This is a genomic window from Corynebacterium urinipleomorphum, from assembly GCF_900155535.1.
In the GTDB taxonomy this organism is placed as follows: domain Bacteria; phylum Actinomycetota; class Actinomycetes; order Mycobacteriales; family Mycobacteriaceae; genus Corynebacterium; species Corynebacterium urinipleomorphum.
Genome location: NZ_LT706965.1, coordinates 633,885 through 654,146, shown reverse-complemented (window position 1 = coordinate 654,146; position 20,262 = coordinate 633,885). Strand labels below are relative to the sequence as shown.

Genomic DNA, 20,262 nt, shown 5'->3' with positions numbered 1-20,262 from the left:
CCCCGGAATCCGCCGTGAACGCGGCGGTCGGGGCAGACGGTGTCCCGCGCACGTACGAGGTGCGCACCTTCGGCTGCCAGATGAACGTTCACGATTCCGAGCGTTTGTCCGGTCTGCTCGAGGACGCGGGGTACGAGGCTGCCGCCGCAGACGCGGAACCGGACCTCGTTGTCTTCAACACGTGTGCCGTACGCGAGAACGCCGACCAGCGTCTCTACGGTACGCTCGGCCAGCTGCGCGAAGTGAAGCGAAACCACCCCGGCATGCAGATCGCCGTCGGGGGCTGCTTGGCACAGAAGGACCGCGACACGGTCATTGAGAAAGCGCCGTGGGTCGACGCCGTGTTCGGCACCCACAACATGGCGGCACTGCCCGCACTGCTTGACCGAGCACGCGTGAGCGAGGAAGCGCAGGTCGAGGTCGTCGAGTCCCTTGAGCACTTCCCGTCCGTTCTTCCGGCTAAGCGCGAATCCTCCTACGCTGGCTGGGTATCCGTGTCCGTGGGATGCAACAACACGTGCACGTTCTGCATCGTGCCGTCGCTGCGCGGCAAGGAGCAGGATCGCCGGCCGGGCGACATTCTCGCGGAGGTCAAAGCGCTCGTCGACCAGGGTGTCACCGAGGTGACCTTGCTGGGGCAGAACGTCAACGCGTACGGAGTGAACTTCGTGGACCCGGAGATGAAGCGCGATCGCTCGGCGTTCTCGAAACTGCTGCGCGCCTGCGGCGACATCGAGGGGCTGGAGCGCGTCCGCTTCACCTCGCCCCACCCGGCGGAGTTCACCTCCGACGTGATCGACGCGATGGCGGAGACCCCGAACGTGTGCCCGCAGCTGCACATGCCGCTGCAGTCCGGCTCCGACAAGGTGCTCAAGGACATGCGCCGTTCGTACCGCTCGAAGAAATTCCTCGGCATCCTCGACGAGGTGCGCGAGAAACTCCCGCACGCCTCGATCACTACCGACATCATCGTCGGTTTCCCGGGGGAGACGGAGGAAGACTTCCAGGCGACTCTCGACGTCGTCGAAAAGGCGCGTTTCACCTCGGCCTTCACGTTCCAGTATTCGCCGCGTCCGGGCACACCGGCCGCGACGATGGAGGAGCAGGTCCCGAAGAAGGTCGTCCAGGAGCGTTTCGAGCGCCTGCTGGAGCTGCAGGAGCGCATCAGCGGGGAAGAGAACGCGAAACTCGTGGGCACGGAGCAGGAGCTCCTCGTCCAGGAGACGCACGACAAGAAGGACACCGGCCGCATGTCGGGCCGCGCGCGCGACGGCCGCCTCGTCCACTTCACCGTCGAGGGCAATATCGACCGCTCGGTGCGCCCCGGCGACATCGTGCACGTCACGGTGACCGATTCGCGCCCGCACTACCTCATCGCGGATTCCGGCATCCACGCCCACCGCCGCACGCTCGCCGGCGACAACGCCGAGGCCGGCCAGGTTCCCACCACCGCGCCCGTCGGCGTCGGCTTGGGCATCCCGACGATCGGCGCACCCGCGCCAGCACCCGCCCCCNCGTCGGCTTGGGCATCCCGACGATCGGCGCCCCCGCGCCAGCCCCCGCCCCCGCCGCCAGCGCCTGCGGCTCGTGCGGATAAGGAGCACCCATGACTGAACGCACCGCAACCGCTGACCTCGCCGCGCTGGAGAAGCAGCGTGCCGGCACCGTGGACCTGGGCGCGCGCCGCTGGGTGCTTGCGGCACTCGTCGCGCTCTATGTGCTGGCCTTGCTGCTTCCTTTTGCCGGCGACGCTGCCGGGTGGCGCATGCTCACGTTCACCGAGCCGGAGACCGTCGACGTGGCCATCGGCGAGCGTGTCTTCGCCGTGCTGTCGTTTGTATGCCTGCCGGTGTTCACGCTGCTGCTGGTGATCATGCGCCGCACGTCGTTCGCGCTGTTCGGCTGGATGGCCGGCTGCGTCTCTCTCGTTGCCGCGCTGCTGGGGCTCTGGCTACGTCAAACCGGGTCCACCGGAGATTCCACGGGCGCGGGCATGTACCTGGCCATCGCGTGCGTTCTCGTCGCCGTGCCATTCCTCACGGCCGCCTGGATGCGCCGCGACGCCGAACAGCAGAAAATGGAGGCGCTGCGCCGCGAGCAGACGGACTTCAACCCCGTCGCCGAAGCACAAGCCGCAGCAAGGAAGCAATCGGTCCGCCGCGCCGAAGACGCGGGCCAACTTATCGACGACCGCCGCGCCCGCGCCGCCGAACGCCACCGCCTCGCCCGCGAGGACTAGCGCACCTGAGTGATCACCGGCAACCGGAATTCATCGGGGCTCGCCTGGTCCCAGGCTTCTTCCCACGCCGCGGGCGCCTGGGCGAGCAGTTCGCCGGGCTGCAGCCACTCGTAGAGTGCTTCGTAAGAGCGGGTGACACCCGGCGCAATGACCTGGCGCAGCATGTTCGGGGTGAGATCTTCGGGGGAGGTCGCGCCGCAGGACGCCATCATGGACACGGCTTGACGGACTGTCGCGTCGTGGTAATTCTTCACCCGCAGAGCTTTCGAGTCCACGTCGAGGGCGCGCTGGCGCCAGTTGCTTTGGGTGGCCACGCCGGACGGGCATTTACCTGTCTGGCACTTCTGGGCTTGGATGCAGCCGACGGCCATCATCATGGAGCGGGCGGAGTTGGTGTAGTCCGCACCCTGAATGAGGCGTTTGACGATGTCGTTGGCGGCGGCGACTTTACCGGACGCGCCAATCTTGACCTGGTCGCGCAGGCCGGTGCCGACGAGCGCGTTGTGCATCATCATGAGCCCCTCCGTCAGCGGGAGCCCGACGTGGTCTTCGTATTCGAGCGGGGCCGCGGCGGTGCCGCCTTCGGAGCCGTCGACGACGATGAAGTCGGGGGCGGTGCCCACTTTCTGGATGGCTTTGCAGACGGACAGCACGTCGATCATTGAGCCGACGCACATCTTGAATCCCGCGGGCTTGCCGCCGGAGAGCTCGCGCATCTCGGCAATGAACTCGATGAGCTCGGTCGGTGTGGAGAACACCGAGTGGCGGGACGGGGACACGCAGGTCTTGCCTTCCGGGACACCGCGCACGCGGGCGATTTCGGGGCTGACCTTGGCGCCCGGAAGAACGCCGCCGATGCCGGGCTTGGCACCCTGGGAGATCTTGAGCTCCGTCATCTTCACTTGGTCGATGGCGGAGAGCTCGGCGAACTTGCCGCGGTCGAAGCGGCCGTCCTCGGTGCGGGCGGAGAAGTAGCCGGTGCCGATTTCCCACACGAGATCCCCGTTATTTTCCATGTGATAGCTACTCAGACCGCCTTCGCCGGTGTCGTGGGCGAAACCGCCGAGCTCTGCACCCTTGTTGAGTGCGCGGACGGCGTTCGCGGACAGCGCACCGAAAGACATGGCGGAGATATTCATCAGCGACATGTCGTAGGGCTTCGTGCAGTCTTTGCCACCGATGTGGGCGCGGGGCGGTTCTGCAGGCATTTCAGCCGGCATCATGGAGTGGACGAGGTATTCGAAACCTGCCTCCATGACGTCGCGCTCGGTGCCGTAGGACATTTCGCCCTCGGTGCCGTCGGCACGCTGGTTGATCATCTGGCGGGTCTGGAAGTTGAAGGGGCGGCCGTCCCAGTTGTTCTCCACGAAGTACTGCTGGATCTCGGGGCGGATGCGGTGCGCGAGATAGCGGGCGTGGCCCAGCACCGGGTAGTTGCGGAAGATCGCGTTGTCCTTCTGACGCAGATCTCGTACCGCCAGGGACGCTGTCGCGGCTGCGGCTGTTCCTGCGATCGCTGCCCGCGGTTTCTTCGCCACGAATTTTCCAAACGACGACACGGCCTTCTTCATTCCAGACATCACCAATTCACTCGTTGCATGAAAATCACAAACAATTCCCAGGGTGCCGTGAAAAATACGTCTTGTTAAACTGGGGAAACTCGCCGTAGTTCCAGCTCAGACGTGATGGAAACAACGGGTTCGCGGCGAGCGGAGAGGTTCCAAGGAAGCGATAATGAAGGTATGAGCGCTACATCAATCATCGTTTCGGTCGCAGTCGTTGCCGTCATTATCGGGGTCATCGCGTATACGCGCTCGTACCGTAAACGCGGCGTCGACGAGATGCACGCCAACGGAGTCAAGGTTCAGGGGCGCGTCGTGGATGTAGATAAGCGCAGGCAGATGATTTCAGGCGAGATTCAGCAATACGCGACGCGCACCTTCGAGGTGGTCGAGTTCACTACCGCCGATGGCCGCGTAATCACGGCACCTGCGTCGAATGCGTCGAAGAGTCCGCGACTCAACCAGTCGGTCACTGTGTTTTACGATCCGGCGGATCCGCAGCAGTTCGTCGTCGATTAGCGGGATCGCTGCCAGGCGGTCGTCGCGGAGATCGGGGTTGTGCGCGCAGCACCGCTTATCGACGGATATGAGCTGTACCCCGTCTCCACCTCCGGCCACCGGCTCTTTGCGGCAGCCAATGCGGATTCCACCAGTGCGGTGCCGACACCTGCGCGGCGGTAGGCGGGCAAGACGTACACGAGGCCGAGCTCGATGAGCGAGTCCTCGTCGGCATCAAAGTGGACGGCTTCGGCGAGACCGGCTGCGAGACGCTCGCTGTCGGGTGCAGTGCTGTACGCGATCGCGGTGTATTGGTTGCCGCCGCGGTCGAGCAGCCGCGCCTGGGCGTCGCGGAGGCGCTGCTCGGTCCACTCGACTGTGTCGAGCTTCAAGTCCCCGCGCGGGTACCCCTCGGACGCTGCGGTGAGAAGTGCTCGGAACAAGGTGAGATCGTCGGCGGAAATCTCGTTATTGAACACCACGTCAATGGAGTCGACGGGGAGCTGGTCGACGGCTGCGGGGCGCGCACACGCGTCGACAGCGAACGTGGCTTGCTCCTCGCGGTAAGCGGGGGTGTAGCCGGCGGCGGTCAGAATTTCGGTGGCAGGGGAGCCGGTGCCAGGGGCATGGGTCTCCCAGATGTGGCGGGTGGGGCGGGAAAAGGAGTGGGATAAGGCGTCGATAAGCGATAAAGCGCTCTCCCACGGCTCTTCCGGAACGGGGTCGCCGGGCAGTGGCGCAATGGCGGCATCGAGCGTGACGGTGGCTTCGAGGATGCCGGTGTCCTCGAGAAGCGGGAGCGAGACGAACACCCATGCGTCGATGTCCCCGAGGTCCTCGACGCGCAGCTCCGGGTAGCCGCGCGCACCCAGCGGCCGAGGCGTTCGCACGCTGGTGAGTGCGAACAGGAGCGCCTCGGATTCCGCGGACCCCTCGAGGCGCTTGCTCATGTGCGAAGCCGTCAGCCCGGAATGCGCGTCGCCGGTGATGTCCTGGATAGCCAGCGTCGCCGAAAAGGCGTACGCCCCGACGATGTCGTCGGCGTCGGGGCTGGCGGGGGAGTAGAGGAGGGACTGCAAACTAGTCGTCGAGCGCCTTCGCCGCGACGTCGGCGAACTCCTGCCACTGCTCAGCCTGTGCGCGCAGCTCCGCAGCCTTCGCCGCGTCGCCTTTCGCCTCGGCTGCCTCAGCCTTGGCGCGGAAATCGTCGGCCTTCACCTGGAACTGGTTCGCCTTGTCCTGCTGAACCGGGTTCGACTTGCGCCACTGCTTCTCCTCGGCGTCCGAGACCCGCTGCTCGATCTCGCCGATCTTGTCCTCGTACTCGCGGATCTTGCCGCGCGGGACGTAACCGATCTCCTCCCACTTCTCCTGCAGCTCGCGCAGCTTGGACTTCGCGGCGCCGAGTCCCTTCTCCGGATCGATCAGCGGGCTGTACTCCGCGATGAGATCGTCCTTCGCCTTGGCGTTGGCCTCGAACTCCCGGTCGCGCTCGTCGTTGACCGCGTTACGTGCAGCGAAGAAGTGTTCCTGGGCTGCGCGGAAACGTTCCCACAGCTTGTCGTCCACGTCGCGCGGCGCGCGGCCGGCGGCCTTCCACTCGCTCATCAAGTCACGGAACGCGCGGGCGGTGTCGTTCCAATCCGTGGAATCCTTGATCTTCTCCGCACGCTCGATGATGTCTTCCTTGGCTGCCTTCGCGGCGGCGCGGCCGCGGTCGAGCTCCGCGAAGTGGGCACCGCGGCGGCGGTTGAAGGAGTCACGCGCCTTTGAGTAGCGCTTCCACAACGCGTCGTCGGTCTTGCGGTCGATGCCGCGGATGGTCTTCCACTCGTCCAGGATCGCGCGGATGCGGTCGCCGGCGGCCTTCCATTCGGTGGAGTTCTCCGCCAGGTCCTCAGCCTCCGCTGCGAGGGCTTCTTTGCGCTGGATGGCCTCGGCGCGGCGGGCCTCTTTCGCTTCCTTGGCCTTCTCGCCGGCGGCGTCGGCGTTGTTGAGCAGCTCCTTCAGGCGGGCCTCCAGCGCATCCAGGTCACCGACGACGGCCTGCTCATCCAGCGAGTCGATCAGCTGCTGCGCCTGCGTGCGTACAGAGTTAGCGTCCTCCGGGCGTGCCGCGAGGCGGTTCTCCAGCAGCCCCACCTCGGTGGACAGGTCGCCAAAACGCTGGGCGAAGTGCTCGAGGCCCTCCTCCGGGGTGCCGGCCTGCCAGGAACCGACAGCGCGCTCGGTGCCGCCGCGGGTGACGTAGACGGTGCCGTCCTCGTCGACGCGGCCGAACTTCTTCGCCTCGGAAGTGTCCGCGGGAGCCACAGACGCGGCAGCTGCCGCAGGAACCGGCGACAGAGTGGACGCAGCACCCGGCTGGGCCGGACGAGCCCCCGGACGCGGCCCCGGCTTGGGCGCGCGCGTAGGCATCGAACCCGGCGAGGGGACCGGGGTGGTGGGCTTCTGACCGTCGGTGGGCTGCGTCATGGTGAACGTCCTTTCATATGTGTGCCGCGCGACACGGCTGCCGTGATGCTTTGAAACTTTACCGGCCCGCGCGCAGAGTTGTCAGCCCTTGGAGGCGTGTGCGGTGCCCCGGCGCGGTCTGGATAGGGTGGTGGGCGTGAACCAGTTCAATGTGATCGTCGTTCCGGGCTCCCCGGCGCTCGTCGCGGAGCTCGCGCCGCAGGACACCCCCGGGCATGCCATGGTGTGCGCGGTCCGCGACCTGGTTGCGCAGGATGCCCGCCCGATCCACATTGTCGGCTCGCGGGACGCGCGGTGGCGCACGGAGCTCACCGGCTCGTTCGCGGCGTGGGGTGCACCGCAGGTGACCGTCGGCGGCGGGAATTTCCTGGCGGAGCTCGTCGCGAGGTACTGCCTGGGGGACGCTGAGGCGGGTGTCGAAGCGTCACGTGTGGCGCTCGCCCCTCTCGACCCGGACGCGCTCACCGTCGTCGTCCTTGACGGTTCAGCGGGCCTGACGCCCCGCGCGCCGCTGGCGCTCATCGACGGCGCGAACCGCGCGCACGAGCAGATGGCGGATTTCCTGGCGGGTCGCGGCGATCTGCCGGGCAGTCTCGAAGAGCACGGCGTCGTCGAACCTGAGCTCTGGCATGAGCTGGCGTCATTGCGCCCGTCGAGATGCGAACTTGTCGCGCAGGACGCGTCTCTGGGCGTCGGGAGGTTTGTCGCAGTATGGCAGGTGGATCATGCCTGATCTGCCTGTCACCCCCATCGCGGTCGTCGGCCCGACGGCGTCCGGCAAGTCGGACCTAGGGATCGCACTCGCTCGCGAGCTCGGCGGGGAAGTGGTCAACGTCGACTCGATGCAGCTTTACCGCGGCATGGACATCGGCACAGCGAAGCTCCCGCTGGCAGAACGCGGCGGCATCCCGCACCATCTGCTGGACATCTGGGACGTCACGCGCACGGCATCGGTGGCGGAGTACCAAAAGCTCGCGGTGGAGGCGGTGACGCGCATCGCCGCGCGCGGCAAGGTCCCCATCCTCGTCGGCGGGTCAATGATGTACGTGCAGTCGCTCATCGACGACTGGCAGTTCCCTCCCACCGACCCCTCCGTCCGCGACAAGTACGAACAACGGCTCTCCCAGATCGGTGTGCAGGCGCTCCACGCGGAATTGGCGGATGTCGACCCTCAGGCGGCTGCCATCATCGAGGACAATGACCCGCGCCGCACCGTCCGCGCCCTCGAGGTGATCGAGCTGACCGGGCAGCCGTTCCAGGCGTCGCAGCCACCGAAGGATGCCCCGCCTCGCTGGGGCACACGGATCCTCGGGTTGCGCACGAACGCGGACTGGCTGAACCCGCGCATAGAGAAGCGCACGCATCTCATGTTCGAGCGAGGCTTCGTCGACGAGGTGGAGACTTTGATCGGGCATGGTCTCGTCGCGGACTCCACCGCTGGCCGCGCCATCGGGTACGCCCAGGTGCTCGACTACTTGGGTGGACGCATCTCCCTCGACGACGCAGTGGAATCCACCATCACCGGAACGCGCCGGTACGTCCGCCGTCAACGTTCCTGGTTCAACCGGGACAAGCGCATCACGTGGATCGACGCGGATCAGTCCCCGGATCAGCTCCTGCGCGCCGCGCTAGACTCGCTCGCGTGAGCACCAACAGCAACGAGACCGAACCGCACCTGTCCTCCCTGCCGTTCATCAAGGCGCACGGCACGGAGAACGACTTCGTCGTGCTTATCGACGTCGACGATCAGCTCGAATCCCTCGGCGTCCTCACCGACGACCTCGTGGCAGCCCTCTGCGACCGCCGCGCCGGCATCGGCGGCGACGGGTTCCTGCGCGTTGTGCGCGCAGACGCGGGCCGTGCAGACGCTGCCGGTGACAACGCTGACGCGGTAAGCGCTGAGGCTGCAGGCGCTGATTCAAGCGCCGACGGTGCACAGGGTGCCGGCGCCGCCCGCTGGTTCATGGACTACCGCAACGCGGACGGCTCCATCGCCGAGATGTGCGGCAACGGCATTCGCGTCTTTGCCCACGTCCTGGCATCGCAGGGGCTTGAGACGGAACGCGAATTCGATGTGGACACCCGCGCCGGGGTCAAGCACATCGTGCTCCACGAGTTGGAGGGCGACAGCCCGCACGGACCGTCCCGCGCAGTGGTCCAAGTAGGCATGGGTCCCGTTGAGGTCACCGGGGTATCAACAGCGCGCATGGGGGAGTTCGATTTCGCTGGGCTCGGGGTGGATATGGGCAATCCGCACCTCGCGGCGGTCATTCCGGGACTGACTCCTAGCGAGCTCGCCGCAATGGACTTCACCCAGCCGGCTTTCGACCACGACTTCTTCCCCCACGGCGTCAACGTGGAAGTTCTCACCGAGATGACCGACGACACCGTGCACATGCGCGTATGGGAACGCGGAGTGGGAGAGACCCGTTCCTGCGGCACCGGCACCGTCGCCGCCGCCCGCGCCGCGCTCGCGGACGCCGGTATTGAAAACGGCACCGTCACCGTCCGCGTCCCCGGCGGCGCGCTCACCATCACCATCACCGACAACGAGGCCACCATGACCGGCCCCTCCGTCATCGTGGCCCGCGGTGAAGTCAACCTGAACGCCCTGCGCTAGCGAAGCAACCGGAAACAGAAGCAAACACGTAAACCACGCGACCAGCGACGCACGGCGAAAAACACCACGAAGCCACATGAGACAAGCAAAACCCAAGGAAGGCCCGGCCGAAGCCGAGCCCTCCTTTCAGCGACAAGAACTTGTCCGCTCTAAGTGATTAGTCAGAGCTGCCGGACCTGCCTTCACTGCTGTTCTTTGCATCCGGTGCGCACAGGCCGGCGGTGGTGCCGATGGCGATCAGTGCGACGAGCGTACCCAGTGCACCGCCGATGAGCGGCAGAGTCTGGTTGAACTCCTGCGCGCGACCTGCGGCCTGCGGGTTGAAGATTCCCAGACGCTTCTGGATCTCGGTGTTCGCGTTCTCGATCGCCGGGATGCGGATTTGGGAGATCAGGCCCAGCAACAACCCGAGACCGCCCAGCACGCTGGTGCCGATGATGGAGCCGCGGCACTTCTCGCTCAGGTCCTTCCAGCTGGAGCCTGTGCTCGTGCCCGGGTTCGGAACGGCCGGCTTCCTTTCGACCGGGACCTTGACTTCGATTTCGTCGGTGGTGCCGTCGGGGTAGGTCACCACGACGGTGGCGTCCTTGTCGCCTTCGGCGGAGGTGTCGACGCGGTCTTTGAAGGTGACCTTGGCGTCAGCGGGGACGTCGGCGGGAAGGTTGATGTAGTCCTTCGGGTCCGGTGTGTCGTTGACCTTGATCGGTGTGAGTTGGTCGGCCGGCTTGGGCGTCGGGGTGTAGGAATCCGAGTCGTCCTTAACCGGAATTACAACCTCCACCTGGTCAACGGATTGGCACCAGGGATTGGCGAGACTGAGGCAGCCACCAGACTGAGAGCAGTTAGACCCGCGATGGCATAGCGGATCGGAGAATGTTTGCGCACGTGCACGAAACCTGTCTACGAAGGGGATGAACCTTAGATTGGAGTTGATGTCACTTCAATCCGTCGCGAATGGGTTTAACAGAAACTCCAGGGGATCACTCGGTTAAGGTGAACTGCACTTTATGTAGGCGGACCCAAGTATTCATCTGTAGTTCATCGTGAGTTTCTTTTGTTTAACTCAATGTCGCCACCTGTGTCACTTAAAAACCATAAGAATTTATAATATTCATGTTGGAAAATTTAAAATACAGCCTCAATTTACTTCCGTATCGCCTTCTGGAAAAAGGCGACGGCATCCTTCTTCTCTTGAGTGATGTTGCTGAGATCGGCCTCGAGGAGCTTGATGTCGTCGAGGGTGGGGGCGCCGTGGGGGCTGTCCACGTCGGTGCGGACGGGGAGGTAGTTGAGGTCGGCTGCGGTGGTTTGGCCTTGGCGGGAGACGAGGTAAGCCACGAATCGTTGGGCGGCGCTTTGGCTAGGAGATGAGGCGAAGACGGCGGCGGGCTGGGTGATGTAGGGGGCGCCGTCGGTGGGGTAGATGGCTTTGATAGGGGAGCCTTCGTCGGCGAGGTCGCGCACCCGGTAGTCGGTGACAATGCCGATGGGGTGGCCGCCGGCGGCGACTTCTTCGGCGACGGGGCCGGCGGATTGGGCGATCATGGGACGGTTTGCGCCGAGTTTGGTCACCCAGTCCTCACCGAGGTTGGGGTCTTGGAGCCAGACGGCGGCGTTGAAGGCGGTGGCGCCGGAGACGGCTGGGTCGCCGAGCACGATCTCACCCTTGTGCTTGGGGTCGGTGAGGTCGGCCCAGGACTTCGGGGCGTCGCTTTCGGGTATGCGCTGGGTGTTGTACGCAATGATGGTGGGCATCATGCGGGTGCCTACGTAGTAGCCGTCGTCGTCGATAGCCGCGGGGAGGATCGCGGTGAGGTCGATGTTGGTCAGTTCAGCGAGGTCGCCCTCCTGCTTGTACACCTCGAACGTGGGGGCGTCGGCGCACCAGAGGACGTCGCCCTCGATGTTTCCGGTGGCTTTCTCCGAGGCGATGCGGGCGACTAGCTCGCCGGTGCCGGCGCGGTACATCTTCACCTTCACATCAGGGTTGAGCTGCTCGAACTCCCGGATGGCAATGTCGGCTTTCGCCTCGGGTTCGGAGGTGTAGAGCGTGATGGTGGTGACACCGTTCTTGTTGTTCGCTGAGCGCTCGCCTTCCGCGGGCGGTTCGGCGCAGCTGGTCAGGGCGAGAAGGGATGTCGCAACGATAGTGGCGGTGATTCGGGCGCGTGCGCCGCGGCAGTGTTGTGTGGACGGACGTGTCATGGGCGGGATTCTTTCGGGTAGGCGAGGACACGCTCGGTGCGCACGCCGACAGTGTCGCCGATGCGGGGGCGGCGGCCCCTGACCTTGGCGCGGAAGGTCGTGCCGTCCACGTCGACGGTGACGGAGTGGCCGTCAAGTTCGAACAGCGATGACTCGACGGTGCCGCGCGCGGCGGAGGGATCGGAGGCGTCCACGATGCGGACGGCGGAGGGGAGCACGGCGATGTCGATCTCCTCGCCGAGGTCCCGCGCGGCGGTGCCGTCGGCGGTCACCAAATTGGAGCGGTGGAAGGTCATGGAGGGGTCGGCGGAAACATACTCGAAGCCGTCGCGGCGTGCGGTGAGAACTGTCGCGTCCGAGAAGAATTGGGCCACCCACGCGGAGGCGGGGGAAGAATAGAGCTCATCGGGGGAGGCCACCTGCTGCAGCTCACCGTGGTCGAGGACAGCGATGCGGTCAGCCATCGCCAGCGCTTCCTGCCGGTCGTGAGTGACGTGCAGAGTGGTCAAGCCGCGTGTGCGTGTGAGTGCGACAAGTTCGCGGCGCAGCACGTCACGGAGGGGTTCGTCGAGGGCGGAGAGGGCTTCGTCGAGAAGCAAGACGCGCGGCTCGCCCACGACGGCGCGCGCGAGGGAGACACGCTGACGCTGGCCGCCGGACAGGGCATCGGGCTTGCGGTCCTGGAGGCCGTCGAGACCGACGAGGGCAAGGGCCTCGCCGACCCGTCGTGCGCGTTCGTGCTTGTCGACGCCCGCCCGCGTCAACGGGTAAGCGACGTTCTCCGCGACCGTCATGTGCGGCCACACGGCGTGCTGCTGGAACACCATTCCCATGTGCCGGTCCTCCGGCGGGATGCCGGTCATGTCGCGGCCGCCCACGTACACATTTCCGGTGGTCGGCTCGACAAAACCAGCGAGGGAACGCAACAGCGTGGTCTTGCCGGAGCCGGAGGGGCCGACCAGCGCGAGGAATTCGCCTGCCGCGACATCGAGGGTGACGTCACTAAGGCCCTGGGTTCCACCGGGGAACACCACGGACACGTTTTCAAATCGGATGTCTTCCATGACTTACCTCCTAGCGGCTGCCGTGCCGCGTGACAGCCCGGCGCTGGCGAGAATGAGGACGATGAGCCCGGTGGCGGTGAACATGAACGCCAGCGCGGACGCCTGGTTGTAGTTGCCGGCCTGCTGCAGGTTGAACAGCTGCACACCGAGGGTGGTGGTGCCGGGCGCGATGAGCAGGACGGAGACGGTGAGCTCGCGGATCGCGGTCACAGCGACGAGGACGGCGCCGGAGACAGCGGCGGGCACGGCCATCGCGCCCGACGTGTCGAAGATCGCGCGTAGCTTGCCGGCGCCGGAGATCCGGGCAGCCTCTTCCATCGCGATGGGCGTCCCCTTGAGCGGAGCGCGGACAGCTTGAAGAACAGTCGCGGTGTAGGCGCACAGGTATGCCAGCAGGATGATCCAGCGGGTGTTGTAGGTGCCGGTGTACCGGCCGATGATGAGCCAGCCTACGCCGACAATGAGGCCGGGCAGCGCGGACGGCAGAAGCGTGACCAGTGTGAGCAGCGTGTTGTCCATGCTGCGGGTGCGGGTGACCAGGATGCCGATGAGCCATCCGAGGAGACCACAGATCACGGCCGCTGTCACGGAAAGAAGGAGGGAGTTGAGGAAGCCGTCCACCACGCGGGGGTTCTGCACCGTATTGGCGAAGTGGCGGAACGTCATGGTGTCCCACGTCAGCGGTACGCCCGGCGCGGGAAGGAGAGCGCGGTAGATGAGCCCGCCAATGGGCAGGAGGGTGACTGCGAGGCCAGCTGCCCACGTGCACATAGTCAACGGCCAGGTTGCGCGGCCGAGGTCGAACCGCAGGGGCGCACTGGCGTTAGTGCCGGACGTTGCAGCACGGTTGGCCACGAGGTAATCGGCCACCACAGCGATGATGCCCATGATCAGCAACACCACGCCGATGGTGGAGACCACCTGCAGCGGGTTGGGCACTGTCCCGGATTCGACGAAGCGGTAGACCATGGTGGCCAACGTTTCAAAGCGTGCTGGGGAACCGATGAGCGCGGGAATGCCGAAGTCGCCCAAGTTAGACACGAACGTCAGTGTGAAAGCACTCAGCAGGGCGGGCCGGACAAGCGGCAGGGTGACAGTACGCAGCGTGGTCCACGTGTTCGCGCCGGAGAGGCGAGCAGCCAGCTCGAGGTCACGGGGGATCTTGCGCAGCGCTGCCGCCATGATCACGTACACGATCGGGTAGGCGTGCAAGGTGAGCAGGAAGATCACGCCGTCCGCGCCGTAGATGTTCCAGATGGGGTGGCCGAACAACGCGTTGAATCCTTGGTTGCGGCCGAAGAGCTGAACCCAGGCAATCGCTCCGACGAACGGCGGCACGAGCAACGGGGAGAGCAGGAGGAAACGGGCGATGTGGGGTCCCTTGATCGTGGTGCGTTCCACAACCACGGCGCCGAGTGTGCCCACGATGACGGCGAAAATGGAGGACACCAACGTGGAGTAGAAAGAGTTCCACGCCGCGCGGCCGAGACCCTGCTCGATGAGTACCGGGATCTGGTTGCCGCCCAGCGCGAGGCCCACCACCAAGTACAGTGGCGCGATGAAAAGGCCGGCGGCGATGAGCCACATGCCGGACCGGAAAAGCGAGGGCATTGCTTAAAAATACCGCATCGCAGGCAGCTAGCGGGAGCAATCGCGGGGAGACGTCATGCGGCTCGCTTAGGGGTTCGGGCCGTTCTTTCTGGCGGCACGGCGGGCGTCAGTCCACGCCGTTTCCAAGTCGGAGGCCCGCTGATCGGCGACCGCGAGAAGACGTTCGAGGGCATGGCGGTCCAAGTCGCGGTCCACCAAATGCTGGTCCACGCGGACGAGAAACCTCTTCGCCGATCCCACGCGCAAGTGGAAGTCTTGGACTTCGGGGATGGTGGTGTCAGCGTCCATGAGCGCCGGATAATTCAGAGTGCGTCCCGCGATGGCGTCGGTGGAAGAGCCGTCTTGAAGTTCGGCGAATTCATCCAGAACCTGCTCGATGTCGTCGCGCGCCATGCGGAGGGACGCACGGAGGGATTCGACTTCCGGGTCTGTCGTGCCGCGGAGGTATCCCACGAACGCTACGGCGGCGAGAACCACTCCGATGACGAGACCAGCCCAGCCGAGACGCGAACCGAGCAAAATGGCGACGACGAGGGCGAGGGTGAGCCAGATCGCTGCTTCTCTATTGCGGTTGTTACCGGCCATAAGTACGTCTCACGTTCGCCTCGCCATGTGCCCCGGGGATGCGCGGAGCCTAGTGCCCGCCGCAGCCGCATCCGCCGGAACCGCAGCCGCCTGAGCCGCAGCCGGCAGCCATGGCCACCTGGCCGGCGAGCACAGCGGTGCCGGCGATGACGGAATTGCGCTCCGGCAGCTGGGCTGCTTCTTCGCCGGCGGCGCCAGCGGGGAGCACAACGTCGAAGGGGAAAGCACCGTCGACGGACACGTGGATGAAGCGCTCGCCGGTCAACGTGTTGGTGCGGTACTCCGCCTCCAGGACGCGGGCGGAGAAGTTCGCGGCGGCATCCGGGGCAGTGGCAGCGCCGGAATTCACGCGCTCGGCGCCCTCGGAGACGATCGTGCCCAGGGTCTCGCCGGTGGCGCCCAGGAACTCGTCGACGCTGCCGTAGTGCTGCACGGACACGGCCAGGGCGGTGAAGCCCATTTCTTGCCACTGGAGGGTGGATTCGTCGACAAGCAGGGGGCCTTGCGCGATGTTTGCCGTGACGGACGCGATCGCGTTGCCCATCGGATCGACGACATCGCACAGGCCCACGACATCGTTGAGCATGGTGACGTGCGCGTACGTCCGCGTCGTGGAGTCGAAGCCAGCGAATGTGGCGAACGGCTCGACAGCCAGAATGTTCAGTTGCGCGCCCGACGGGTCCGCGAACTGGATCAGCTGGCCGCCGCGGACCTCGCCCGTCACCGCGAGCTGGTTCGAGGCGATGGCAGCTTCGACGGCATCCTGCCACCGCGAATAGCCCATGCCGATGCTGGAGAGATCTGTCGTGATCGTGTCGCTCATAAGCCCCGATCCTAATGCCGGAGTGCTGCCGGGGAACAATCTGCTGCCGCCTGAGGTTGGGGTAGGTGTGCGCCATTTGCTGGCTGAATAAGTAGACATGCGACAATAAGGACTCAATGACGAAACCTTTCTCCCGTTCCTCCGCGCCCTCCGGCGAGCAGACATCCCACGACGAGCTTCTCGCCGAGGCTTTCCGCGACCATGCCGCGACGCCCGTCGACCCGGGTCGTGACCTTTCCTACGACGACATCGCAGGTGCGCCCACGACCGGCTCGCTGGACCTCGCCGAGCGTAACTCGTTCCGCCGCGTCATCCGCGACACGGAGATCCGCTCCGAAGACCAGGAAGACATCTACGAGGTCGAGTACCGCAAGCTGCGTCTGGAGCAGGTCATCCTCGTCGGAATGTGGACCGAGGGGACCACGGCCGAGGTCGAGGCGAACATGAACGAGCTCGCCGCCCTCGCCGAGACCGCCGGCGCAGACGTGGTGGAGATGCTGTACCAGAAGCGCGACAAGCCGGACCCGGGCACGTACATCGGCTCGGGAAAGGTGAGTGAGCTGAAGGACATCGTGGTCGCCACCGGCGCTGACACCGTGGTGTGCGACGGTGAGCTCTCGCCGGGCCAGATGGTGGCGCTCGAGGAAGCGCTCAAAGTCAAGGTCATCGACCGGACCATGCTCATTTTGGACATTTTCGCCCAGCACGCGAAGTCCAAGGAGGGTAAGGCACAGGTCAGTCTCGCGCAGATGGAGTACCTGTACACGCGCACCCGTGGCTGGGGCGGCAACCTGTCGCGCCAGGCGGGTGGCCGTGCGGGGTCCAACGGCGGCGTGGGTCTGCGCGGTCCGGGTGAGACACGCATTGAGGCGGACCGCCGCCGTCTGCGCTCCGAGATGGCGAAGTTGCGGCGCGAGCTGGCGGGCATGAAGACAGCCCGCGACATCAAGCGCAGCCAGCGGCAGCGTTCCACGATCCCGAAGATCGCCATTGCGGGCTACACCAACGCCGGCAAATCGTCGTTGATCAACGCCATGACGGATGCGGGTGTACTGGTGGAGGACGCGCTGTTTGCGACGTTGGATCCGTCGACACGCAAGGCGGAGCTCGCGGACGGCCGTTCCGTCGTGCTCACGGACACGGTCGGCTTTGTGCGCCACCTGCCCACGCAACTTGTCGAGGCCTTCAAGTCCACCCTCGAGGAAGTCGCGGGCGCGGACCTCATGCTGCACGTTGTCGACGGCTCCGACCCGTTCCCCTTGAAGCAGATCAAAGCGGTCAACGAGGTCCTCGCGGAGATCACGCGGGACACGGGGGAGGAGATTCCGCCGGAGATCGTCGTGGTGAACAAGATCGACCAGGCGGATCCGGTGGTGCTCGCGGAGTTGCGTCACGCGTTCGCGGATTCGGGCCGCGACGTCGTGTTCGTTTCCGCGCGCACGGGCGAGGGCATCGCCGAGCTCGAGGGCCGCATCGAGATGTTCCTCAACACCCTCGACGCGCACGCCACGCTGCTCGTGCCGTACACGCGCGGCGACATCGTCTCACGCCTCCACGAAGAAGGCACCGTGCGCAGCGAGGAATACAAAGAAGAGGGCACGCTTATCGACGTCCGCCTCCCCCGCGTCCTCGCCCGCCAGTACTCCGACTTCGTGGTGTCGTAGTTCCGCGGTTTAGCCCGGTTCTGTTGTGTGCGGTCCAGGTGCTAGATTTTGAAGCCTGTGAGCTTCATTCCTTCCTGGGCCGTCCACGGGGACGGCAAGACCATTCTGCCCGGTTCCGTCGTCGCCCCCGAGGAACGGCTGAGCTGGTCGCGGACCATCGGCATCGGCATGCAGCACGTCATCGCCATGTTCGGCGCCACGCTCCTCGTGCCCACCCTGACGGGCTTCCCCGTGAACACCACGTTGCTGTTCTCCGGGTTGGGCACCATCATCTTCCTCCTGTTCACGCGTAACCGGCTGCCCAGTTACCTCGGGTCCTCCTTCGCGTTCATTGCGCCGCTGACCGCGTCGCAGCAGCACGGCATTGGCGCGCAGCTCGGCGGCATCCTCGTCACCGGTCTGGCGCTGATCGGCGTCGGTCTGCTGGTCACGTGGGCGGGCAAACGCGTCATCGACGCCGTCATGCCGCCGGCTGTCACCGGCGCGATTGTGGCGCTGATCGGCCTGAACCTCGCGCCGACGGCTGTGGCGAACACCCAGACTCAGCCCGCTGTCGGCCTGGTCACCCTGGCCGCGATTCTGATTGCCACCGCCTGCCTGCGCGGCATGGCGTCGCGCTTGTCCATTCTCATCGGCGTGGTCACCGGGTGGGTGTTCGCTGCGTTGACGGGCAACCTCGCGGACGATGCCGGTGCCACCATCGCCGCCGCCCCCTGGATTGGCCTGCCCACCTTCCACGCACCCGAGTTCCACCTGTCCGCCATCCTGGTCACGCTGCCGGTGCTGGTCGTGCTCATCGCCGAGAACGTCGGCCATGTCAAGGCCGTCGCCGAAATGACGCAGCGCGACCTCGACGACCTCGCCGGTCCCGCGCTGATCGGTGACGGCGTGGCCACCACTCTCGCGGGTGCCTTCGGCGGCTCCGGCACCACCACCTACGCGGAGAATATCGGCGTCATGGCTGCCACCCGCGTGTACTCCACGGCCGCGTACTGGGTTGCCGCGGTCTTCGCGATCATGCTGGCGTTCATCCCCAAGTTCGGCGCTCTGATCTTCACCATTCCGGCCGGCGTTCTCGGAGGCGCGTGCCTGGTGCTCTACGGCCTCATCGGCATGCTGGGTGTGCGCATCTGGCAGGACAACAACGTCGACTTCAACAATCCCGTCAACCTGACTATGGCGGCGGTGGCGCTGATCGTGGGTATCGGCAACCTCACCTTCGAGATCGGCAGCGTCACCCTCGAGGGCATCGCACTCGGCTCCATCGGCATCATCGTGCTCTACCCGCTGATGCAGTGGGCGTACGCGAATCTCGGTGAGGGGCGACTCCTGCCCCAGTCCCGCGAGCGCTAAGCGCGCTATCTCATACCTGCGCAGTTCGTGCAACCGCGCACTCGTGGAACTGTGGATAACTGAAAACTATCCACAGGTATGGCACGGATCCCGTTGACCTCGCCGGTGAACTGTTTAGTCTCCGAGGCATGAGCAGATTCGACGCTTTCCTGAGCGCTCAAACAGACGACGCGCTGGACACCCTCGCGGAATTCGACCGCGAGGCTGCTCTCGCTGCGGGTATTCGCCCGAATCACGTCAACGAATGGGGGTTGGTCCACGAGACCTACCTCGGACCGACGAAATGGACCGCTCAGCAACGCCGCGCAGTCGGGCTGGCGCGTGCATCGAGAATGAGCATCGACCAGCTGGCGGTCATCGAAAAAAAACTGCAGTCTGTCAAGGATCCCCGCGAGAAATGGGAACTGCGGTTTGCGCTGCTGGGGGTGGGAGGGGGATATGAGACGGTTCGTCGACAAGCAAATGATGCCGTGCGGAAGGAAGAAACCGCGCCGCGGAAGCAAGTCCGCTTCTCCAAGTCCCGGAAGGGCCGCCGCACGATGACCGTCACCGGCGAGGAACGCGATATCGCCGATCTCGAGAACGTCCTGCTCCGGGGTGTGGACACGGCGCGGCCTGTGTCGCCGCAGCTGCTGGAGAACTTTCTACGGATCATGCGCGGCGGGGGAGCAGGGGTGCCATTCGCGGCTCCCCGGCCCATGGTGCTCGTGCCCATGCCGGCGTGGACCAAAATCCTGCGTGGCGAAGGCGACGACATCGTCCTCGGTCTCACCGATGCCACTACTATGACCGGCGCGGAATTCCTGCAGCAGTGTGCCGGCGCAGAACTCGAGCTCGCCGCTGTCCACCCCCAGGAAGGCCCGGTGAACCTCTACCGCGGTGAGAGACTGGCCAACACGAAGCAACGGGACCTCGCTCGTGTCTCCGCTCCGGTCTGCCCCGTGCCAGGGTGCCGCCACAGCGCGGATGCCTGCGAAATCCACCACATCACCGCGTGGCGGCACGGCGGGGAAACGAATTGGGACAACCTAGCTCCGCTATGCAGGTACCACAACAGGGTCAATGACGACGACCCCGGCCGAGCCGCACGCGGGCGCATCGAGCGAGTTCGGGGCACACCGGTGTGGCGGTCGCCGCGCGGGTACACGGTGGTGAACTCCTACCACCGGTTCGGGGCGGTGCACAGTCTCTTCGGCGACGGGGCGGTTGAGAGCGTGCCGCCGTAGATAGCGGGGGCATGAAAAAACTCCAGCCCGAAAATGGGCTGGAGTGGAGGTCGACGGCGGGTTTTACTCGTCGTCGAGGTTGGACTCGATGAGAGCCGCGATCTTCTCAACGGCCTCGGCATCGTCAGAGGTGACGGTGACTTCGTCACCGTGCTCGGCACCCATGGCCATGATCATGAGGGAGGAAGCGGCATCGGTCTCGTCGTCCTCGTCGCCGCCGACGAGGGTGAGGATGATGTCCTCGTCGTACTCGCCGGCAGCCTCAGCGATCACGGTTGCGGGGCGGGCGTGCAAGCCGACGGTGGAGCCGACCTTGACTGTCTTGGAAGCCATCTGA

18 protein-coding genes and 1 pseudogene are annotated in these 20,262 nt (G+C 65.5%); 9 read left to right on the top strand and 10 right to left on the bottom strand.

What is annotated here, in order from left to right:
- Positions 1–80: 80 nt before the first annotated feature.
- Together miaB and CZ338_RS10255 are read left to right on the top strand one after the other, a co-directional pair.
- Positions 81–1,523, top strand: a pseudogene (gene miaB, locus CZ338_RS10260) (tRNA (N6-isopentenyl adenosine(37)-C2)-methylthiotransferase MiaB); the annotation flags it as partial.
- A gap of 83 nt (positions 1,524–1,606) precedes the next feature.
- Positions 1,607–2,239, top strand: a complete 633-nt coding sequence (locus CZ338_RS10255) for an Rv2732c family membrane protein (protein WP_087118093.1) — start codon at positions 1,607–1,609, stop codon at positions 2,237–2,239.
- On the opposite strand, the gene CZ338_RS10250 is transcribed toward CZ338_RS10255, so the two are convergent.
- Complete coding sequence (locus CZ338_RS10250; RefSeq protein ID WP_204211933.1) at positions 2,236–3,810, bottom strand: FMN-binding glutamate synthase family protein; 1,575 nt, start codon at positions 3,808–3,810, stop codon at positions 2,236–2,238. The genes CZ338_RS10255 and CZ338_RS10250 overlap by 4 nt on opposite strands.
- A gap of 171 nt (positions 3,811–3,981) precedes the next feature.
- Between CZ338_RS10250 and CZ338_RS10245 the strand changes: the two genes are divergently transcribed.
- Complete coding sequence (locus CZ338_RS10245; protein WP_087118091.1) at positions 3,982–4,320, top strand: DUF3592 domain-containing protein; 339 nt, start codon at positions 3,982–3,984, stop codon at positions 4,318–4,320.
- Here the strand turns inward: CZ338_RS10245 and CZ338_RS10240 are convergent.
- Both CZ338_RS10240 and CZ338_RS10235 read right to left on the bottom strand, forming a co-directional pair.
- The gene (locus CZ338_RS10240; protein ID WP_087118090.1) at positions 4,317–5,378 is read right to left on the bottom strand and encodes a GNAT family N-acetyltransferase; all 1,062 of its coding nucleotides are present in this window, start codon (positions 5,376–5,378) and stop codon (positions 4,317–4,319) included. The genes CZ338_RS10245 and CZ338_RS10240 overlap by 4 nt on opposite strands.
- Before the next feature lies 1 nt (position 5,379).
- Entirely contained in the window at positions 5,380–6,717 is a 1,338-nt protein-coding gene (locus CZ338_RS10235; protein WP_087118260.1) for a DUF349 domain-containing protein, read from the bottom strand.
- 193 nt (positions 6,718–6,910) lie between these two features.
- Between CZ338_RS10235 and CZ338_RS10230 the strand changes: the two genes are divergently transcribed.
- From CZ338_RS10230 to dapF, 3 genes are read left to right on the top strand one after another with little or no spacing between them, the layout of a single operon-like run.
- Positions 6,911–7,507: a hypothetical protein gene (locus CZ338_RS10230; protein WP_087118259.1), complete on the top strand. Its 597-nt coding sequence runs from the start codon at positions 6,911–6,913 to the stop codon at positions 7,505–7,507.
- Entirely contained in the window at positions 7,500–8,420 is a 921-nt protein-coding gene (gene miaA / locus CZ338_RS10225) for a tRNA (adenosine(37)-N6)-dimethylallyltransferase MiaA (RefSeq protein ID WP_087118089.1), read from the top strand. Before CZ338_RS10230 ends, miaA begins: the two co-directional genes overlap by 8 nt.
- Positions 8,417–9,394 carry a diaminopimelate epimerase gene (gene dapF / locus CZ338_RS10220; RefSeq protein ID WP_235839532.1) on the top strand — a complete coding sequence of 326 codons (978 nt, stop codon included), beginning with the start codon at positions 8,417–8,419 and terminating at the stop codon, positions 9,392–9,394. Before miaA ends, dapF begins: the two co-directional genes overlap by 4 nt.
- 157 nt (positions 9,395–9,551) lie before the next feature.
- Here dapF and CZ338_RS10215 read toward each other — a convergent pair whose 3' ends face one another.
- The 6 genes from CZ338_RS10215 to CZ338_RS10190 all read right to left on the bottom strand — a co-directional run bounded on the left by CZ338_RS10215 (position 9,552) and on the right by CZ338_RS10190 (position 15,670).
- Positions 9,552–10,175 carry a Rib/alpha-like domain-containing protein gene (locus tag CZ338_RS10215; RefSeq protein ID WP_204211919.1) on the bottom strand — a complete coding sequence of 208 codons (624 nt, stop codon included), beginning with the start codon at positions 10,173–10,175 and terminating at the stop codon, positions 9,552–9,554.
- Between the two features lie 362 nt (positions 10,176–10,537).
- A complete protein-coding gene (locus CZ338_RS10210; RefSeq protein ID WP_087118087.1) occupies positions 10,538–11,599 on the bottom strand; it encodes an ABC transporter substrate-binding protein in 1,062 nt (353 codons plus the stop codon).
- Positions 11,596–12,663, bottom strand: a complete 1,068-nt coding sequence (locus CZ338_RS10205; RefSeq protein ID WP_087118086.1) for an ABC transporter ATP-binding protein — start codon at positions 12,661–12,663, stop codon at positions 11,596–11,598. The genes CZ338_RS10210 and CZ338_RS10205 overlap by 4 nt, the downstream gene beginning before the upstream one ends.
- 3 nt (positions 12,664–12,666) lie before the next feature.
- Positions 12,667–14,274 carry an ABC transporter permease gene (locus CZ338_RS10200; RefSeq protein WP_087118085.1) on the bottom strand — a complete coding sequence of 536 codons (1,608 nt, stop codon included), beginning with the start codon at positions 14,272–14,274 and terminating at the stop codon, positions 12,667–12,669.
- Between the two features lie 66 nt (positions 14,275–14,340).
- Entirely contained in the window at positions 14,341–14,859 is a 519-nt protein-coding gene (locus CZ338_RS10195; protein ID WP_087118084.1) for a hypothetical protein, read from the bottom strand.
- Positions 14,860–14,908: 49 nt separating this feature from the next.
- Positions 14,909–15,670 (bottom strand): hypothetical protein, encoded by a 762-nt coding sequence (locus tag CZ338_RS10190; RefSeq protein WP_162287336.1) that lies wholly within the window; start codon positions 15,668–15,670, stop codon positions 14,909–14,911.
- Positions 15,671–15,798: 128 nt separating this feature from the next.
- On the opposite strand from CZ338_RS10190, the gene hflX reads away from it, so the two are divergent.
- From hflX to CZ338_RS10175, 3 genes are all read left to right on the top strand, one after another.
- A complete protein-coding gene (gene hflX / locus CZ338_RS10185; protein ID WP_087118082.1) occupies positions 15,799–17,346 on the top strand; it encodes a GTPase HflX in 1,548 nt (515 codons plus the stop codon).
- A gap of 57 nt (positions 17,347–17,403) precedes the next feature.
- Entirely contained in the window at positions 17,404–18,699 is a 1,296-nt protein-coding gene (locus tag CZ338_RS10180; protein WP_087118257.1) for a uracil-xanthine permease family protein, read from the top strand.
- A 128-nt stretch (positions 18,700–18,827) separates the two neighbouring features.
- Positions 18,828–19,925: an HNH endonuclease signature motif containing protein gene (locus tag CZ338_RS10175; RefSeq protein WP_087118081.1), complete on the top strand. Its 1,098-nt coding sequence runs from the start codon at positions 18,828–18,830 to the stop codon at positions 19,923–19,925.
- A 63-nt stretch (positions 19,926–19,988) separates the two neighbouring features.
- Here the strand turns inward: CZ338_RS10175 and CZ338_RS10170 are convergent, their stop codons facing one another.
- Complete coding sequence (locus CZ338_RS10170) at positions 19,989–20,258, bottom strand: HPr family phosphocarrier protein (protein WP_087118080.1); 270 nt, start codon at positions 20,256–20,258, stop codon at positions 19,989–19,991.
- Between the last annotated feature and the right edge of the window lie 4 nt (positions 20,259–20,262).

What these genes read in the sequence shown, in the direction of transcription:
- CZ338_RS10255 (WP_087118093.1), top strand. Translation starts at nt 1,607, where the DNA reads ATGACTGAACGCACCGCAACCGCTGACCTCGCCGCGCTGGAGAAGCAG.
- CZ338_RS10250 (WP_204211933.1), bottom strand. Translation starts at nt 3,810, where the DNA reads ATGAAGAAGGCCGTGTCGTCGTTTGGAAAATTCGTGGCGAAGAAACCG.
- CZ338_RS10245 (WP_087118091.1), top strand. Translation starts at nt 3,982, where the DNA reads ATGAGCGCTACATCAATCATCGTTTCGGTCGCAGTCGTTGCCGTCATT.
- CZ338_RS10235 (WP_087118260.1), bottom strand. Translation starts at nt 6,717, where the DNA reads ATGCCTACGCGCGCGCCCAAGCCGGGGCCGCGTCCGGGGGCTCGTCCG.
- miaA (WP_087118089.1), top strand. Translation starts at nt 7,500, where the DNA reads ATGCCTGATCTGCCTGTCACCCCCATCGCGGTCGTCGGCCCGACGGCG.
- CZ338_RS10210 (WP_087118087.1), bottom strand. Translation starts at nt 11,599, where the DNA reads ATGACACGTCCGTCCACACAACACTGCCGCGGCGCACGCGCCCGAATC.
- CZ338_RS10205 (WP_087118086.1), bottom strand. Translation starts at nt 12,663, where the DNA reads ATGGAAGACATCCGATTTGAAAACGTGTCCGTGGTGTTCCCCGGTGGA.
- CZ338_RS10200 (WP_087118085.1), bottom strand. Translation starts at nt 14,274, where the DNA reads ATGCCCTCGCTTTTCCGGTCCGGCATGTGGCTCATCGCCGCCGGCCTT.
- CZ338_RS10195 (WP_087118084.1), bottom strand. Translation starts at nt 14,859, where the DNA reads ATGGCCGGTAACAACCGCAATAGAGAAGCAGCGATCTGGCTCACCCTC.
- hflX (WP_087118082.1), top strand. Translation starts at nt 15,799, where the DNA reads ATGACGAAACCTTTCTCCCGTTCCTCCGCGCCCTCCGGCGAGCAGACA.
- CZ338_RS10175 (WP_087118081.1), top strand. Translation starts at nt 18,828, where the DNA reads ATGAGCAGATTCGACGCTTTCCTGAGCGCTCAAACAGACGACGCGCTG.
- CZ338_RS10170 (WP_087118080.1), bottom strand. Translation starts at nt 20,258, where the DNA reads ATGGCTTCCAAGACAGTCAAGGTCGGCTCCACCGTCGGCTTGCACGCC.